At 35.0% G+C, this 18166-nt stretch carries 18 protein-coding genes and 1 tRNA gene; 12 read left to right on the top strand and 7 right to left on the bottom strand.

Features of this window, described 5'->3' with window-relative positions:
* The first annotated feature begins 47 nt into the window (after window positions 1-47).
* Window positions 48-1721 (top strand): DNA mismatch repair endonuclease MutL, encoded by a 1674-nt coding sequence (gene mutL / locus STA7437_RS04155; protein ID WP_015192121.1) that lies wholly within the window; start codon window positions 48-50, stop codon window positions 1719-1721.
* Between the two features lie 144 nt (window positions 1722-1865).
* Here mutL and STA7437_RS04150 read toward each other — a convergent pair whose 3' ends face one another.
* Window positions 1866-1985, bottom strand: coding sequence for a photosystem II protein Y (locus tag STA7437_RS04150; RefSeq protein WP_015192120.1), 120 nt, complete (start codon window positions 1983-1985; stop codon window positions 1866-1868).
* Window positions 1986-2089: 104 nt separating this feature from the next.
* A complete protein-coding gene (locus STA7437_RS04145) occupies window positions 2090-2641 on the bottom strand; it encodes a gamma carbonic anhydrase family protein (protein WP_015192119.1) in 552 nt (183 codons plus the stop codon).
* A gap of 61 nt (window positions 2642-2702) precedes the next feature.
* Here STA7437_RS04145 and STA7437_RS04140 point away from each other — a divergent pair, with 61 nt between their 5' ends.
* The 8 genes from STA7437_RS04140 (at window position 2703) to STA7437_RS25800 (ending at window position 10266) form a co-directional block, all read left to right on the top strand.
* Window positions 2703-3209 carry a TIGR02652 family protein gene (locus STA7437_RS04140; RefSeq protein WP_015192118.1) on the top strand — a complete coding sequence of 169 codons (507 nt, stop codon included), beginning with the start codon at window positions 2703-2705 and terminating at the stop codon, window positions 3207-3209.
* Window positions 3209-3643, top strand: a complete 435-nt coding sequence (locus STA7437_RS04135) for a VOC family protein (protein WP_041619138.1) — start codon at window positions 3209-3211, stop codon at window positions 3641-3643. The genes STA7437_RS04140 and STA7437_RS04135 overlap by 1 nt, the downstream gene beginning before the upstream one ends.
* 204 nt (window positions 3644-3847) lie before the next feature.
* Window positions 3848-4642, top strand: a complete 795-nt coding sequence (locus tag STA7437_RS04130; protein WP_015192116.1) for a glutathione S-transferase — start codon at window positions 3848-3850, stop codon at window positions 4640-4642.
* A 303-nt stretch (window positions 4643-4945) separates the two neighbouring features.
* Complete coding sequence (locus STA7437_RS04125; protein WP_015192115.1) at window positions 4946-5935, top strand: glycosyltransferase family 2 protein; 990 nt, start codon at window positions 4946-4948, stop codon at window positions 5933-5935.
* A gap of 141 nt (window positions 5936-6076) precedes the next feature.
* Window positions 6077-7015, top strand: coding sequence for a hypothetical protein (locus STA7437_RS04120; protein ID WP_015192114.1), 939 nt, complete (start codon window positions 6077-6079; stop codon window positions 7013-7015).
* 107 nt (window positions 7016-7122) lie between these two features.
* Window positions 7123-7962 carry a hypothetical protein gene (locus STA7437_RS04115; protein WP_015192113.1) on the top strand — a complete coding sequence of 280 codons (840 nt, stop codon included), beginning with the start codon at window positions 7123-7125 and terminating at the stop codon, window positions 7960-7962.
* A 345-nt stretch (window positions 7963-8307) separates the two neighbouring features.
* Window positions 8308-9159, top strand: a complete 852-nt coding sequence (locus STA7437_RS25805) for an ATP-binding protein (protein ID WP_051036028.1) — start codon at window positions 8308-8310, stop codon at window positions 9157-9159.
* Between the two features lie 375 nt (window positions 9160-9534).
* Complete coding sequence (locus STA7437_RS25800) at window positions 9535-10266, top strand: hypothetical protein (RefSeq protein ID WP_051036027.1); 732 nt, start codon at window positions 9535-9537, stop codon at window positions 10264-10266.
* A gap of 180 nt (window positions 10267-10446) precedes the next feature.
* Here STA7437_RS25800 and STA7437_RS04105 read toward each other — a convergent pair whose 3' ends face one another.
* The 5 genes from STA7437_RS04105 to STA7437_RS04085 form a co-directional block, all read right to left on the bottom strand.
* The gene (locus STA7437_RS04105; RefSeq protein ID WP_015192112.1) at window positions 10447-11835 is read right to left on the bottom strand and encodes an ammonium transporter; all 1389 of its coding nucleotides are present in this window, start codon (window positions 11833-11835) and stop codon (window positions 10447-10449) included.
* Window positions 11836-12010: 175 nt separating this feature from the next.
* Window positions 12011-12427: a secondary thiamine-phosphate synthase enzyme YjbQ gene (locus STA7437_RS04100; RefSeq protein WP_015192111.1), complete on the bottom strand. Its 417-nt coding sequence runs from the start codon at window positions 12425-12427 to the stop codon at window positions 12011-12013.
* A gap of 5 nt (window positions 12428-12432) precedes the next feature.
* Window positions 12433-12855: a DUF1824 family protein gene (locus STA7437_RS04095; protein WP_015192110.1), complete on the bottom strand. Its 423-nt coding sequence runs from the start codon at window positions 12853-12855 to the stop codon at window positions 12433-12435.
* 187 nt (window positions 12856-13042) lie between these two features.
* A complete protein-coding gene (locus STA7437_RS04090; protein WP_015192109.1) occupies window positions 13043-13546 on the bottom strand; it encodes a hypothetical protein in 504 nt (167 codons plus the stop codon).
* Between the two features lie 548 nt (window positions 13547-14094).
* A tRNA-Gln gene (locus tag STA7437_RS04085) sits at window positions 14095-14166 on the bottom strand.
* A 193-nt stretch (window positions 14167-14359) separates the two neighbouring features.
* Here STA7437_RS04085 and gltX point away from each other — a divergent pair.
* The 3 genes from gltX (at window position 14360) to STA7437_RS04070 (ending at window position 18119) form a co-directional block, all read left to right on the top strand.
* Window positions 14360-15808 carry a glutamate--tRNA ligase gene (gene gltX / locus STA7437_RS04080; protein WP_015192108.1) on the top strand — a complete coding sequence of 483 codons (1449 nt, stop codon included), beginning with the start codon at window positions 14360-14362 and terminating at the stop codon, window positions 15806-15808.
* A gap of 357 nt (window positions 15809-16165) precedes the next feature.
* Entirely contained in the window at window positions 16166-16651 is a 486-nt protein-coding gene (locus STA7437_RS04075) for a hypothetical protein (RefSeq protein WP_015192107.1), read from the top strand.
* Window positions 16652-16826: 175 nt separating this feature from the next.
* The gene (locus STA7437_RS04070) at window positions 16827-18119 is read left to right on the top strand and encodes a homoserine dehydrogenase (protein WP_015192106.1); all 1293 of its coding nucleotides are present in this window, start codon (window positions 16827-16829) and stop codon (window positions 18117-18119) included.
* Window positions 18120-18166 lie beyond the last annotated feature (47 nt).

Raw genomic sequence — 18166 nt, 5'->3', positions numbered from 1 at the left:
TATTCTCGCTGATTGTATTTAAGCACAAATAAGAGCAAATAATTCTCATGTCATCGATCATTCAGACTTTACCTCCAGATGTAATTAATTTAATTGCAGCCGGGGAAGTAATCGATTCTCTGGCAGCAGTAGTGCGAGAATTAGTAGAAAACTCTTTGGATGCAGAAGCAACTAGAATTACAGTTTCTTTGATGCCTAATCTGTGGCAATTACAAGTAACAGATAACGGCAAAGGCATGAGTGTAGAAGATCTACGTTTATGTGCTAATGCTCATAGTACCAGTAAAATTCGCGATCGCCAAGATTTATGGAAGATTAATAGTTTAGGATTTCGTGGCGAAGCTTTACATAGTATCGCTCAAGTAGCAGAATTAGAAATTTTTAGTCGTGCTGCTATCGATGAAATAGGATGGCGAGTAGCTTATCAAGAAGGAAAACTCGTCACAGAAGAAATTGTTGCGATCGCTTCTGGTACAATTATCACCGTGGCTAATTTATTTGCTAGTTTACCTGTGCGTCGTCGCGCCTTACCTTCGGTTAATCAACAGATTAAATTAGTTCAAAATATTATTCACCAATTAGCTTTAACTCATCCTGGGATTACTTGGCAAGTGTGGCAGAATCAAAAGCCTTGGTTTAATCTTAGTCCTGGTATGACAGCTAAAGAGATTTTACCTCAAATTCTTAAAAGAGTTAACTTAACTGATTTACAATTTCTCAAGCTAGACGTTGCTGTCCCCGAAGAATCAGAAGCCAAATCTAATCTAGAATTAGTGATTGGTTTACCTGATCGCTGTCACCGTCATCGACCCGATTGGGTTAAAATTGCAGTTAATGGTAGGATTGTCCGACTTCCAGAATTAGAACAAACTATCATTACAAGTATGGCGAAAAACGTACCACGCGATCGCTATCCTGTCAGTTTTCTTCATCTTCATCTTCCTTCTCATTTAGTTGATTGGAATCGTCATCCAGCCAAAACAGAAATTTATCTTCATTATCTTCCTGATTGGCAAGAACAAGTTACTCAAGCAATCGAAAAAGCTTTAACTATCACACCAATTAATCTTCCTTTAGCTGTTGTCAATCAACGAGTTAATAAATTATTAAAAGTTGCCGAGGAAAAAAATTCTTATAATTGTGAACCAAACGAAACAAAACCAAAACATGAATTAAATCTCATTCAACTTAAAGCAGTTGCCCAGGTTAATAAAACTTATATAGTTGTAGAACATTCGAGTGGTTTTTGGTTAGTAGAACAACATATTGCTCATGAACGAGTTTTATACGAACAAATCCAAGATCATTGGCAATTAATACCGTTAAAAACACCCATTCTTTTAAATAATTTAAATTTTTTTCAACTAGAACAATTGGAAAGATTAAAAATAGAAATAGAACCCTTTGGAGAAGGAATCTGGGCAGCTAGAAACGCTCCTGCTTTACTAGCGCAAAGAGATGACTGCCATGAAGCTTTAATCGAACTTAGTTTGGGAGGAGATTTACAATCTGCCCAAGTAGCTACCGCTTGTCGGAGTGCCATTCGCAACGGAACACCTTTAAGTTTACCAGAAATGCAAAATCTCATCGATCAATGGCAAAGCACTCGTAATCCTCGTACCTGTCCTCATGGTAGACCAATTTATTTATCTTTAGAAGAAACTTCCCTCGCTCGTTTTTTCCGTCGTCATTGGGTAATTGGTAAAAGTCATGGAATTTAACCGTAGGGGCAATTCATGAATTGGAGGGGCTGTCCCTCGAACTTGGTTCGAGGGTTTATACGCCCCGTCCTCTACAAAAAAAAGACTGCCCCAAATGTGATTATGAGGCAATCTATGAAATTTTGTATCAAAATCAATTACTATTTAAGAATTTTTACCGATAAATTGTTGTGCTTGTCTTAAAGCGATCGTACCAACATTGTAAAGAGCCCAGCTACCAGCAACGATAAGTGGAGCAAGAACGATTATCAAACGCCAATCCATAATTCAATCTCCTCTGAAAACCCTTAATTTATTTTAAAATATTTTGATTAATTTATATATATATCTTAATTTTCGCAGTTTTTCTAGCAAATTGTTACTATTTGTCAAGGAGACTTGGAGATAAAGCCTAAGTCTGTGCCTTTGCCAGCATGAACTAAAGCCAATTTTTCGTATTTTTGGGCGTGTTCGATTAATTCTGCGACTTCGGTTTCATTAAGTTCTCTAACTTTTTTGGCAGGAACTCCTACCATTAAAGAATGAGGTGCTACATCTTTAGTGACAATACAGCCTGCACCAATGATACTACCTCTACCTACTCTAACTCCATCTAACACTACTGCTCCAATGCCAATCAAACAACCATGTTCAATATAAGCTGAATGAATTACGGCTCGATGTCCTACGGTAACGTAATCTTCTAGGATAGTTGGTTTACCAGGATCGCCATGCAGAATTGCCCCATCCTGAATATTGGTACATTTACCAATGACGATTTGTTCCACATCTCCTCGTACTACTGCGCCATACCAAACACTAGCACCAGCAGCCAGAGTAACTTGCCCCATAACGACTGCATTGGCAGCAATAAAAGCTGCTTGGGAAACATCTGGTGGTAACCAAAATGGATGATCGACTGAAAAGGAAGATTGATTCATTATGATAAACAAGCTAGGATTACAGGCGCGTGTTATAAGGTAAATAAAAAACCCTATAATAATGAACTCAGGTTTACAATACCCTATATTTGGTCCAGAAATTAAATGTCCTCACTGTCGTCAAGTCATTTCCGCTTTGACACTGACAGATACTTATTTGTGTCCTCGTCATGGTGCTTTTGAGGCTAATCCTGATACAGAAGAACTAATTCATCTTCCTTCTGGAAGGCGATGGCGCAGATGGGAAAATCAATGGTATCGACAGCATACCCACCCTGATGGAATTCGCTTTGAAATTCATGAAGCTTTGGATCGACTTTATACCGAAGGCTATCGAGCTACCAAAGTGATTATTGCTAGTCGTTATAAAGACTTAGTTAATGCTTATTTGGAAAGAAGTCATCCTTGGCGAGAAAACGGTGACAGTAAAATTCCTAAGTTATACGGTTTACCTGTGGTGTTTAGTTCTGAAACTCCAGCAGATCCTTGTTGGGAAGTGATCAACTTCTCTTTGGAAAAAGAACCAGGAGTACCTCGTAATTATCCCTATTTTCGTTTATTTGAATGATGCATCATGTTTCTATCCGCACGGCAAATATCCATCGTGCGATCGCATTTTACGAACAATTGGGTTTTACTGTCAACGAGCGTTTTACGACAGGTTACACCCTGGCTTGTTGGATGGAAGGATTAGGTGGCAGAATTGAACTGATCCAAATTCCTGAACCTAAACCAGCCCCTGATGCTTTTGGGGATGAGCATTATGTGGGTTACTATCATCTTTCTTTTGACTTGAGCGAGGTTACCCAAGATTTACCTTCCTGGTTACAGCAGCTTAAACTTAATTTGGCTCAAGCAGAAGAATCAATTCAACCATTACAAGTTTTATTAGAACCTACTCAACAAATGATTGGCGATCGCGTTTATGAAGTAGCTTTTATTGCTGATTGTGATGGTTTGCCTCTAGAATTTATCCGTGTTTTGGGTAAAACAGTTCAGTAAGCTATATATTTTTTTAAAGCTTCTGCCTACTGGAGGGGCTGTATGCACGAGGTGTCCTTAAAAACTTCTGCCTACTGCTTTCTAACTCCTGCCTTTTGTTAACCACTCAGAAACAAAACTATTGATCTCAACTTGAGATTGATGTAGCAATCGTGTCAAACAAGCTAAATTAACTATTGTTAACTTTTATAAAAAGTGAGAGCGATGCTGGAGCTATACCAATTTGAATTATCTCAATATTCAGAAAAAGTACGTCTGATTTTAGATTACAAGGGTTTAGAATATCGCAAAATTGAAGTTACTCCTGGCGTTGGACAAATAGAACTAATGCAAAAGACTGGGAAAAGACAAGTACCAGTTTTAAAAGATGGTGATACCTATGTGGCTGACTCAACAGCGATCGCTTTTTATCTAGATCAGAAATATCCAGAGCGACCAATTATTCCTGACGATCCTGTAGCGAGAGGGCAGTGTTTATTAATTGAAGAATGGGCAGATGAATCGATTGGCATCAAAGGCAGAAAAGCTTTAATTGGTGCTTTAAATCAAAATCAAAACTTTCGTACCGCAGTTTTACCCAAACAAACTCCTGATTTCCTCAAAACTTTAGTAAGTGCTATTCCTGGAGATTTATTAGATGTTTTAGGTACTGGAGTCGGTTTAGGTGGTGATGCGGTTAAAGAAGCCAAAAAAGGACTACAACAAGATTTAGAAGCCCTTTGTTTAATTTTAGAAAATCGCCCCTATTTAGTCGGTGATACTCCTACTTTGGCAGATTTGGCAGTAGCAGGATTAACTATGATCCTCAAATTCCCTGAAGGTTCTTATCTCGATCTTCCCGAACAACTCAAAGGTAAAGGTATTCCAGGGTTAGCAGATAATATCGCTTACGAACCCTTCTTTACTTGGCGCGATCGCTTGTATGCAGATTACCGCAAAGCTTCTGGTAGTCCTAACAAAAATAATGGTTCTGCACCAACGGCAATCAACATAGATTAATTTTTTCAGGGCGCATTGCGCCCTATTGATTAGACCTGTTACAAAAAAAATTTACTGCGTTTTTCAATTGAATAGAACACAATTAGAAAGCTTTGGGCTAAAAGCTAACAGTTTATTTGTTTTTAAAACGTATGCTTTATAAGTTTTGATTTTTGACTTAGTAGAAGTTACAGATGATTCAAGCTTTTTAACTGCTGCTGATTCTAATACTAAGTTGTGTGTAAATAAACAAATTCTCAAGAAGACGAGAGGAAACTAAAAAGTTATAACAGTACTAATTCTTCGCTTGACTTAGTTGAACCAATGCCCAAAGTTACTATTGTAATTCCTACTTATAATCGTGCTAATTATCTTCAATATGCCCTTAACAGCGTTTTACAACAAACTTATAGCGATTTTGAAGTAATTATTTGCGATGATGGTTCGACTGATAATACTCCTCAAATAGTAAGTCAGTGGCAAGATGTACGTCTACGCTATATTCGACATCCACAAAATATCGGGCGTAGTCATAATATGCGTTCTGGTTTTGATGCAGCAGTAGGAGATTATTTTATTAAGTTTGATGACGATGACGCGATCGCACCTGAGTTTTTGGCTAAAACTGTAGCGATCTTGGATGTTTATCCTGAAGTTGATTTTGTTTGTAGCGATCACTGGATTATTAATGCTCAAGGTGAAAGAGATGAAGTTGCTACTCAAGCTAATTCGGAAAAATGGGGCAAATCTCGTCTTAAAGAAGGATTAATCCCTGATTTATTGAGAGAGACTTTTTTGCATCAAAGTTTACAAGTTGGTTCTACTTTATTTCGTCGTGCTTGTTTGCAAGAAGTAGATTATATGCGTCCACAAGCTGATGGTTGCGAAGATTTCGATCTTTTAGTTAGACTAGCGATCGCAGGAAAACAAGGTTATTTTTTACCAGAGTTATTAATGGAATATCGTTTTCATGGCGCACAAACCAGTTTAAAACAGGATATTCATTTTCTTTCTGCTAAAGCTTTTTGCATTGAAAGTTATCATTTTAACGATCCAGAGTTAGCCCAAATCAGATTACAAAAGTTGGCTGGTATTCAGCAAGGCTTAGGATTAAGATTAATTGAAAAGGGAGAAGTTATTAAAGGGAGAGAATTACTACAACAATCTCAACAGATTTTAGGAAGTTCTTTGCGCACTAAAATTGGTTTATTTATGTCTTATTTACCTTTAAGTTGGCGACAGTTTGCTTTACAATTCTTTCGATATTTTCGTGCAAAAGATTATTCAGAAAAAGTAAGACAAGTTGCTGGATAATTTTTGTTTTAAAGTAATATAGTTATTGTTTATTGTTGTGATAGTGTTACTTCGATTACCTACTGTTTTTAGTTGATAGTTAATTGATAACTGTATATAAGGGTAATTTACTTTTTTTAATAATTATTAGATTCGTTAGTTATGAATTATATTAATTTAATTTCTAAGGTAATTAATCAACCAGGTTTTGCTTGGCATACTTTCTCACAGAAAGTTAATAATGAAGCAGAAGATTTATTCAGGAATATTTTTAAAAAAGATTATTGGTTAAAAACTGTTAATCAAAAAGAAATTAGAATAGCTGGCATGAGAAGAACTGGTAATCATGCTATTCTTTCCTGGATGCAAGCCCAACAAGAAGGAAGTGTTTGGCATCTTAACAATGTTAAAGTCAATGAAAATCCTTATCGATATAAATATCAAAATTTAAGTTACTATTTTCCTCAACATCAATGGTCAATTAATAATTTTAAACAACAGGTTAAAGGCGAGCTTACTCCTAAAGATTGTTTGCTTTATAGTTATGAAGACTATGAATTAGAAAAAATATTTAGTCAGTTATTTGAATCTAAACATGATTTATATCTAGGCAAAACAAACAAAAGATACGATGTATTAATCATTAGAGATCCTTTTAATTTATTTGCTAGTCGAATCAAAAATAATTTTTTAGCTACTAAATCTAAAACTAAAACATCAATAGAGTTATGGCTAGATTATGCCAGAGAATTTTTAAATGAAACTAATTATTTACAACATAATAAAGTTTGCATTAATTATAATTTATGGGTACAAAATAAAGATTATCGGCAAGAAATAGCCAAGCAACTAGATATAAATTTTACTGATGCTGGAATTGATAATGTTTCTGGTTGTGGTGGAGGTAGTTCTTTTGATGGTCGTAACTTAGATGGTAAAGCTAATCAAATGGATGTAAACAATCGCTGGAAACAGTTGCTTGATCATGACCAATATCGTCAATTATTTAATCATGAAGAACTAATAGAATATTCTTTAAAAATATTTGGACATATTCCAGGAACAGAAGTATTATTTCCCTCAAAAATAAAGTTTTTTTAATCTCAATAATAAATTTTTGAGCTACACAATACTAAAAGTATTAATTGACAGTTTTGTGTTAAGTTTTCTGATCAAGAAGCTTTTCAGTGTTTCATGCTTGAGCAAACATGGAAGTTAAAGAACTAAAATTATTACTTAAATTATTAGGAAAACCTGATTATCATGGAACAATTACAGAACTCGAGCCTAGTAGTAAAACTAAAATTACCGAGGTAGAAAGTATTTGCCGTAAATTACGCGATCGCAATTTGATAGAATGTCAAGAAGAATTAATTAAAATTAAATTAAGTCCTTCAGGAAAAGCGTTATTAAAACTAAACTCAACTGGTTTACCCCTGAATCATGATGAGTCAACCATTCTTACTGCTTGCGCTCAAAAACCTATTACTCCTCAAATAATTAAGATAACTCCTGTTAGTTATCGGCAACAATTAGTTAATAGTTTAATTAAACGAGGTTTGATTGTTGCAGCAACTACGAAAATTAAACAGGTTTATTTAACTGAACAAGGTAAAGAATATTTAATCAAAGAATATAATTGTAAAGGTCATCATTCTGTTTTAAGTTTAGATTTATTAAATAATTATCTATATTTTTTACGAAAATTTTTTTTGTCAACCTCAGAGTTAAATTGTACTTCTGAAAAGCTTGAACTTTTACCTACAATTAAACAAACAATTCCAACTGATGAAGATATTCTAAAAACAATTATTGATTTAGATCGAGAATTAGGCACAGATAATTATTTACCTATTTTTTATCTTAGAGAAAAGTTACAACCACCTTTGTCTAGAGAAGAATTAGATGCATCACTTTATCGATTACAAAAACAAGACAAACTTGAATTGAGTTCTTTATTAGTAGCAGAAAATTATAGTCAATCACAAATTAATGCTGGGATTCCCCAAACTATTGGTGGTAGATTATTTTTTTTAATTGTCAATTGAGAAATTTATAATTACCTTTACATTCAAAAAAAACAATATATAAAAATTATTCGACTCATGAGCTATATCTCAATTAATTATAGCAGTCGTATTTTAGTTGTAACTTAATCACTTGGGATAGGCAGGAGGCAATAGGCAATATAATTTTTTATAAATCATTTCCGATTGATATATCAACCGTCAAGCATTAACAAAGACCAAGATATTGATTGTAGATAACAACTATAAGAAACGGTATAATTTCAAATTATTTTTGAAGGTAGTTTACAATTCAGTAGAGAATAATACAAGCTTAATCTCAATTGAGATAGCAGTGGGAATAAATCCAAGTGTAGAGGTAGTGGTGTGGCAACTTTAACAGAAATTATTCAAAAAGAAGCAAATCCTTTCGAGCCAGTTACTTTTAAAACTGGCAACTTTTGGACAAACAATCTACAAATTTTAATTACTAATATTGAATCAATTCATCAAGAAGAAATTATACAAATTAAAAATATTTTTAATCTGGTTATCAAGGATCATGCTACTCGTACTATTTTATTAACGGGTGATTCTGGTTGTGGTAAAAGTTATTTATTAGGACGTTTAAAACGAAAATTTAATTCACAAGCGTTGTTTGCCTATATCGATCCTTGTCCTAGTAGTGATTGTATTTGGCGACATACACTTCGATACACTGTAGATAGTTTAATGCATACTCCAGAAGGAGAAGAAGAAGCTCAATTAATTCGTTGGTTAAAAAATTTAATTGAGTTACAAAACCGCAGTTTAATGAAACAAATATTGGGCGAAAAAGGTTTATTTATTCTCAATTTTCGCAGTGCTTATCCGACGGGAATTTATCAGGCAAAAGATTTTTTTACAATTTTATATCAACTTACTCAACCAAACTTATATTTCCTTGCTTGTGACTGGTTACGAGGAGAAAATTTAGCTGAAGAAGACCTAAAAAAATTAGGTGTTAGTAGTATTATTGATACGGAAGAAGCAGCTAGGGGAATTATTGGTAATTTAGGCAGAATTGCTGAAGTTAATCAACCAATAGTTATTTGTTTTGACCAGGTAGAAACTTATCGTAATACTGAAGGCAGTTTTGATATTAGTTCAGTATTTAATATTAATACCACTATTCACAATGATAATTTAAAAAACTTTTTGATTATTATTAGTATTACTCGCAATCAGTTTGTGACATGAAAAGCTAATTTACCTCAATCAGATTTAGCTCGAATTGAACAAACAATTACTCTCAAACAAATTAATTTAAATCAAGTAGAAGCACTGTGGCATAGTCGTCTTGCTCCTCTTCATGCTCAAGCAAAACCTCAACCGACTTCACCAATAGAACCTTTTGAGCAACAACAATTAACAAATGCTTATCCTGGTAACAAAGCTAATTTAAGAGATTCCCTCGCTTTAGCTAATAAACTATGGTTAACTTATAAAACTGGACAAGCAGAAGTAGAAGAAAATTTAACAGCAGCTTTTCAATTACTCTGGCAACAAGAATATCAAAAAACTCAAGCAAGTATCACTCGAATTCGTCAGTTTTCTTCCCAAGAATTGCTAAAAATGCTTGTTCGAGTTATGGAGGCTTTAACAATACCAATTATTGATACCAAATTTATATCTGGTAAATATACTAGTTATTCTTTTTGTTATCAATTACCCAGAAAAAAACAGAAATTGGCAATTTTATGGAATGAAGAACCAAGCTTAAAAAGTTTTGTTTTTGCCATGAAAGCTTGTCAACAAGCAATTAAACTTCATCCTCAATATAATTTAATTTTAATAAGAGGAGAAAATTTAGGTACGCCAAAAAATAAATGTTATCAAATATTTAGCAATATCTTCCACAATTCCTCTCATCGTCATTTGACCGCAGAACTAGATTCAATCTATTATTTAAAAACCTATTATCGTTTAGCCAATGAAGCGATCGCAGGAGATTTAGTTTTAGGTTCAAAAATTATTACTTTACCCCAATTACAAATTTTAGTTCGGGATAATCAAGTTTTAAAACAATGTAGATTATTACAGGAATTAGGTATAGTAATTAGTCCTTTGAAAAAAGCAACAGACAAACTTGACATTCTAGCAATTAAAGACTTAATTTTTAATCTAGTCCAAGTCAATCAAATCATCGGTAAACAACAATTAATCTTACAAGTTCAACAACAAAAACTTGAGCTAGCCGAACAACAAATTGAACAATTAATCACAGAATTGAATCGAGAAAAAAGAATTGCGATCGCAAATCCTGATGCACCTCTAGAAGAACAAATTGTATCTAAAGTAATCTAATGAAATGTTGGTTAAAGCGAGAGGTTCGCTCGTACAAAAGCGATCGCTTTTTTGAAGTTTAAAGAGATTTTATACGAAATTCGATTATCAAAACATACTTTTGAGCAAAGGTTTTAATTAGGCTCAAATACTTCTGCCTTGATCTTGCTTTTAGGTATTGTCTCTAAACAGGATTTAGTATTATTGAGGTTCATTGGAAAATTCATTCATAGATAAAGAAGTAAATTCAAAATCTTGTCCATAAGCTTCTTCACCATGTTGAGGCACATCTAAACCTTGTTGTTCGGTTTCTTGATCCACCCTCAACTTCATAAATAAACTCAAAAACTTCAAAATAATCAATGTACCAACCGCAGCAAAAATATAAGTAGCAGCAACGCCAACAAATTGAGTCCACAACAATCCTGGATTGCCAAATAGCAAACCATTAGTAGCAAACACACCAGTTAATAATGCTCCTATCGTGCCACCCACACCATGAATCGGAAAAGTATCAAGGGAATCATCAAACTTTAATTTAGCTCTTAAACTAACCGCAAAAAAACAACCAACCGCCGTAATCGAACCCATTAAAATTGCACCAATAGGAAGCACAAAACCAGCACCAGGAGTAATTCCTACCAAACCAGCTAAAAATCCACTAGCAATTCCTATCGCAGTCGGTTTTCCTCGATAAACCCATTCCACAATTAGCCAAGTTAATCCACCAGCAGCCGAAGCAATCAGCGTATTAACAAAAGCAGTTGTTGCTAAAGAGCCTGAAGCTAAAGCACTTCCACCATTAAAACCAAACCAACCAAACCAAAGTAAACCAATACCTAATAACACAAAAGGAACATTATGCGGTGCGTAAGGCTGTGTCATAAAACCTCGACGCGAACCAATTACCCAAGCAGCAACTACCGCAGACACACCAGAACTAATGTGTACTACTGTTCCTCCCGCAAAATCCAAAGCTCCCGATGCACCAATCCAACCTCTTCCCCATACCCAGTGAGCCAGAGGAGAATAAATAAAAGTAGACCACAATAATAAAAACCAAAAATAGGCTTTAAAATTAATTCGCTCAACAATAGCACCAGAGATCAAAGCAGGAGTAATAATGGCAAAAGTCATCTGATATGCCATAAACAATTGATGAGGAACAGTAGGCGCATAACCAATGGGATCGGGTTCAGCTGCTGTTACACCATTTAGAAAAACCCAATCTAATCCACCAATAAAAGCCTCAATTCCTTGCCCAAAAGGATGATTAGCATCAATACCATTAACATCAAACGCCAGACTATAACCCCATAAACACCAAGTTACTCCAATCAGTCCCATGGCCACTAAACTCATCATCATGGTATTAAGGACGTTACGAGAACGCACTAATCCCCCATAAAAAAATGCCAAGCCTGGAGTCATCAAAAGAACTAAAGCTGTAGAGATTAACATCCAGGTTGTATCACCCAAGTCAATTGGATTACTATTAGCAGTTGCTTGCGCTAGAGCAGAGTTTGTAGGTAAAGCAAACAAGAAAAAACAACTAATAGTTGCAACAAAGAGATATTTCTTCAGAGACATTGATTAATACAAGCTAAAAGATAATTTAACTTATACTTAAAACATTGACCCTAAGAGTTAAACGTCACAAAAGAATTAATAATTATCGACTCGTAATAACTTCATGAATTTTTAGGATTAATTTGATGCAAAATATGTAAGCTACAAGTTCATTTTAGACTAGTTAAATATAAATTTATTCTCCATAAATAGTTATGACAATTTGTCTTTGTCTTGGTTTTACATCACATTCGAGATGAAAGATTTGCTGCCAAGTACCTAAAATTAATTTGCCATTCCCAACAGGAATCGTAATTTCAGGTCCTAATATGGTTGCTTGTAAATGAGAATGTCCATTGCCATCATGCCAGGTTTGTTCGTGTCCATATTCGCGACTAGGAGGCATTAATTTATTTAAAATTGCTGGTAAATCTTGTTGCAGTCCTGGTTCAAATTCAATTGTTCCAATCGCAGCAGTACTACCAATATTAAAAATATGAGTTATACCTGTAGTAATTTGCGATCGCTTAACAACCTGATTGACTTCTTTGGTAATATCGTGCATATCACCATTAGGTTTAGTTTTAATAGTAATTTGTTCTTGATAAATCATTTTTTTTATCCAAATAAATCTAGAGGAAAATAACCGTAAGTACCAATAATATTTTCCTGTTCACCTTGGCAAGAAATCAAAACACCACGATACTCACCTGTGTAACGATCTACATAATAAGACATTTTTTGAGTATTAAATTTAAGATAAACCGATTCATTTAAACTAGGAATTTCTGCAAAATTGAGATTAGCATTGTAACCTAAAGCTTGCAAATAACTTCTTAAAGTTGCGATCGCATTACTGGTATTTTCAGCACAAATTCCTAAGTTTTCCCATTCCGATTCACTGGTAACAAGTAATAAAGCTTGGCGCAGTTGTTGGTTTTGTTCTTGAGATTCAACGGTTTGAGAAGGAAGGCAACTGTATCTTTTCAGAAGTTTTACAGCTTGATCAAGAGTCAATTGAGAGCTAATAGATTCAGACATGATTCAAAATGTTAGAGGGATTTTTTTATTGATATTTTTATGATTAATCAAAAACTAATACTTATCAAGTCCGCTTGAATAGTTATCAATAAAGTTGACTCGAAGATTTTTTATTAAATTTTTACTCATAAAAAAACCCGCCAAATTATCAAAAAAATTCGCGGGGAATAATCTTGTTAACTACAATTTAATCGAAATAAAATAAAGTAACTAACTTACGTTGTTCTTCGGCTTCTTCACAACTTTGTAGCAAAGTGTGACTGTCATGAAAAGCAAAACAAATTAATTGCTGACAGCGATTGATAATTTCCCGATTACACAAGGCACTAGCTTCACCCAATGATAAATGATTATTTTCGGAATTTTCTACCAAATGAATCACCTGTTTAAGTTGTTCTTGAGATTCCCTTGGTTGTCGTTCCAAACTTTGGGGTAAAATCACTGTCAACAGATTAGGATCAGCACGCATAACTCCTTTAATTGCTGCTGAATTTGTTCCTGTAGCACCAGAAGTAACTATGCGATTACCGGCTAACGCCAAAGCATAGCTCATCATTTCAATTAATTGCTGATGCATGATCGGAACATGGCGAGAACCCAATAAAGCAATTCTACGAGAACCAGTTTGCTGAATTGCTGCTAGTTCTTGGGTTAATGTGTCGATTGTAGTAATATCTAGTGATTGACTCAAAGAATCTCAATTTATCTGATTGACCCAAGCTATTTTAGCAAAAGATGGTCTATCAAAGCGAATTTAATCTAAATTTTTTTGACTTTTAATTGTTTTACCAACAAATCGTCACATAATTTGTAATATTTAATTTTTTTATAATATGCTATGGGGGTTAATCTAAAAATTATTTTACGGGTGCAGTAGAACTTGAATCTTTGTAATCTCGTTAAGAACAAGTGAGCGAAAAAAAAACTTTCTTTTTTTGTTTTTGGTTAAGGGTAGAGTTAGGCTTATTAAGCGAATAATTACGGTTGATAAGTCTTATCGATAATGATCTAGGTTTTATACTTAGATTTGTGATGTTGATGGTTTCATGCTTCTCAGCATATCATCAACTTCTTTCTCAAATTAATTATTCAGCCATTTTTTTATTTCTGCCGAATGTCAATTAAAGAGTTGATGAAGACTGTTTCTGTGTGGGGGTAGGGTGAGGGTTACTGAGCGAAATGATGCTTTGGTTTTGACATTTCTGGGTGAAAATCTTAGCTATACACAAAAAAAACTTACTGGGGTGCTAGGATTCGAACCTAGGAATGGCGGGACCAAAACCCGCTGCCTTACCGCTTGGCTACACCCCAATTCAGAATGCCTTAAATATATTAGCAGTTTATTCACCAAATTTGTCAAGTATTTTCTTTATTTTCATTCCTAGTATTGCAGTACACCAAAACTTTGAGCAAAGAAATGGTTAGAGAAATGTTATGGGCGTTCCCTCGTTAAAATAGGGAACTGCACATCAATAAACCATTAATTTTTAATCAGAGGTGTTTTGTGACGGTTAGAGTTAGGATCGCTCCTTCCCCAACAGGAAATTTACATATCGGGACAGCAAGGACTGCTGTGTTTAACTGGTTATTTGCTCACAATCAAAAAGGTAAGTTTATTTTACGAATTGAAGATACAGATGAAGCGCGATCGCGTCAGGAGTATACTGAGAATATTCAATCAGGACTAAAATGGCTTGGTTTAAACTGGGATGAAGGTCCTTTTTTTCAAACCCAACGCTTAGATCGTTATCAACAAGCTATCCAGACTTTGTTAGACAAAGATTTAGCCTATCGCTGCTATTGTACTCCCGAAGAATTAGAACAAATGCGGGAAGAACAAAAAACTAAGGGACTTGCACCGCGTTATGATAATCGTCACCGTAATCTTACCTCAGAGCAAATCGCAGCTTATGAAGCCGAAGGACGTAAACCTGTCATCAGATTTAAAATTGATGATCATCGCGAAATTGTTTGGCACGATTTAATCAGGGATGAAGTTAGGTGGAAAGGTAGCGATCTCGGTGGTGATATGGTTGTAGCTCGTGCAGCCGAAGGTGATCAAGCTTTTGGACAACCTTTGTATAACTTAGCGGTAGTGGTCGATGATATCGATATGGAAATTACCCATGTTATTCGTGGTGAAGATCATATTGCCAATACAGCTAAACAAATTTTGCTTTATGAAGCAATGGGCGTAAAAGTACCAGAATTTGCTCATACACCCTTGATTTTGAATCAAGATGGACGCAAACTTTCTAAAAGAGATGGAGTAACTTCCATCGATGATTTTCGGAAAATGGGCTTTTTACCCGAAGCTATGGCAAATTATATGTCTTTGTTAGGTTGGACTCCTCCAGATTCTACCGAAGAGATTTTTACATTGTCCCAAGCAGCCGAACAATTCAGTTTAGATCGAGTTAATAAAGCAGGTGCAAAATTTGATTGGGCAAAATTAGATTGGATTAACAGCCAATATCTTCATCAAATGCCCCCAGATAAGTTAGTAGAGTTATTAGTTCCCTATTGGCAAGAAGGTGGATACGAAATTAATCTTGATACAGATCATCCTTGGTTAGAAAGTTTAACCGCAATGATTGCTCCGAGTCTTACTCGTCTAACTGATGCAGTTAAAGAAAGTAAGTTATTATTTGGCGAATCTGTTGAATATAGCCAAGAAGCTCTTGATTTTCTTAAACAAGATGAAGTTAAACCGCTACTGCAAGAACTGTTAGAAACGATTAATTTTACTAATGCTTTATCAGAAGCAGAAGCCAAAAACATCGTTAATCAACTAACTAAAACTCATAAAGTTAAAAAAGGTTTAGTCATGCGATCGCTTCGGGCTGGTTTAACAGGAGAATTGCACGGGCCCGATCTGATTCAATCCTGGTTATTATTAAATCAGAAAGGTCTAGATCGAATTCGTCTACAACAGACATTGAGCAAAATTTAACTATACCGACGGGAAGTCCCGCGCTGTATGCGAAGCATCAGCGTCGGGATGAAAATCGGGACTGGGTTTATCGGACACAAGTGTACAATTTTGATAAACAATCTTTATATAGCGAGGGTTTCAGGCGTTGTATAATGATTTTGGTCGTAAGGTATAAACCTGAATTGAAAGGGAATCGGGAAAGGACAATCAATTAATTATCTAATTCCCATTCCCCAGTTTTAATAGCTCAGTAACTATCGAGTATAAAAAGAAACTTAGTTTTAGCGAGGAACAACTGTAATCATGATAACGTCGAAACAATAGTCTAACTGCTCAAAAGATAATCTTTTAAAGCACTCAAAACACTAGGACGGGATGATTAAACAGTTAACAGAAGTTAGCAAAATTTCTTTGTCTGTAGGGATTGGTTTAATTGTTAATTTTATCAGTATAAACCCAATATATGCTCAAACTTCGGTCAAAAATATTACTATAAATAATCAATTTGTCCCTAATCCTTTAACCTTTGAAGGCGTTAGTAATGGTTCAATTTCAGCCAGAGATGTAGTTAGAATCGAAGAAACTGCTACAGGTTACTGTGACGGTTTTGTTAACCATGAACCCAACTATACTTTGACGCTCAATTCTTTTTTTGATTATCTCAAGATAGAAGTAGAAAGTCCTGTAGATACAACTATTCTGGTTAAAGGGCCTGGTGGAATTTGGTGTAATGATGATTCAGATAGTACTAACCCTTCTATAGAAGGTCAATGGCAACCAGGAAATTATAAAATTTGGATCGGTTCTTATCAAGAAAACTCAGTTAATAATTACCGAGTTAAAATCACACAAACCAATTAAATCAGTTATTCAGTTACCAGTTACCAGTTATCAATCAACCATCAACAATGAACAGTTATCAGTTACCAGTGGTTAATTATTGTACTTTCTACTTTTTACTTGTTACTTTTTACTTCTATATCTGACCCTTTGCAGCTAATCTAGATAAAGTACAGTTAAAGTCTAAACAAGAATCGTGACTTTTAAGATTGGTTTACTAGGATTAGGCACAGTAGGAACAGGTACCGCAGAGATTCTGCTTGATACTCAAGGACGGAATTCTCTCCTACAAGAAATCGAAATTAAACAAGTCGGCGTGCGATCGCTAGATAAACCGAGAAATGTACAATTACCTACGGAAATTTTCACCACAGATTTAGAAAAAATTGTTACTGACCCCGAAATTGATATAGTCGTAGAATTAATCGGGGGATTAGAACCAGCGCGGACACTAATACTCAAAGCTATTGCTGAAGGTAAACACGTCGTTACAGCTAATAAAGCTGTGATTGCTCGTTATGGCGATGAAATTTATACCGCAGCTAATCAAGCAGGAGTATATGTTTTATTAGAAGCTGCTGTCGGTGGTGGAATTCCGATTATTAAACCCCTCAAACAGTCTTTAGGTGTTAATCGAATTAAGAGTGTAATTGGGATAGTTAATGGTACAACTAATTACATTTTGACCAAAATGACCACCGCAGGAGCAGATTTTGCCGAAGTACTTGCCGAAGCACAACAACTTGGTTATGCGGAAGCCGATCCTACTGCTGATGTTGATGGTTTAGACGCAGCCGATAAAATTGGCATCTTAGCAACAATAGCCTTTGGAGACCGAGTCAAACGAGAAGACATTTCTTGTGAAGGAATTCGCAACGTTAGTGCTACAGATATCAGTTATGCAGATAAATTAGGATTTGTGATTAAATTACTAGCGATCGCAAAAATCCACGCTCAACACGATTCTTTAGAAGTCAGAGTTCATCCTACCCTTGTACCAAAAACTCATCCTCTTGCCAATATTAATGATGTCTATAATGCCATCTTGGTAGAAGGTGAACCTTTGGGACAGGTGATGTTTTTTGGTCCCGGTGCTGGTGCTGGTGCTACAGCTAGTGCGGTTGTGTCAGATATTGTTAATATTGTTGGTCTGCTTAAAAGTAGCGGTAAAAACAAAAGTCTCGATCCACTGTTAGGTTGTTCTCATCAACATTTTTGTAGTTTAACCACAATAGAAGAGATTGAAAGTCGTTTTTATGCTCGTTTTTTATCTCAAGATCTTCCAGGGGTAATTGGTCATTTGGGAACAGCCTTTGGTAATCATAATGTTAGTTTAGAGTCAGTCGTTCAAATTGGTTTTCAAAACAAATTAGCAGAAATTGTAGTGGTTACTCATGATGTTAAAGAAGGTAATTTCCGTCATGCTTTAGCAGAAATAAGTAGTTTAGAAGCAATTGATAGCATTCCCAGTATCTTAAGAGTGCTTTAAACTGACTTTAATTCAAACTTACATTGTTGCAGACGATCAATTTAACG

The organism is Stanieria cyanosphaera PCC 7437 (assembly GCF_000317575.1).
GTDB classification, from domain to species: domain Bacteria; phylum Cyanobacteriota; class Cyanobacteriia; order Cyanobacteriales; family Xenococcaceae; genus Stanieria; species Stanieria cyanosphaera.
This window is presented reverse-complemented; position numbering and strand designations above follow the sequence as displayed.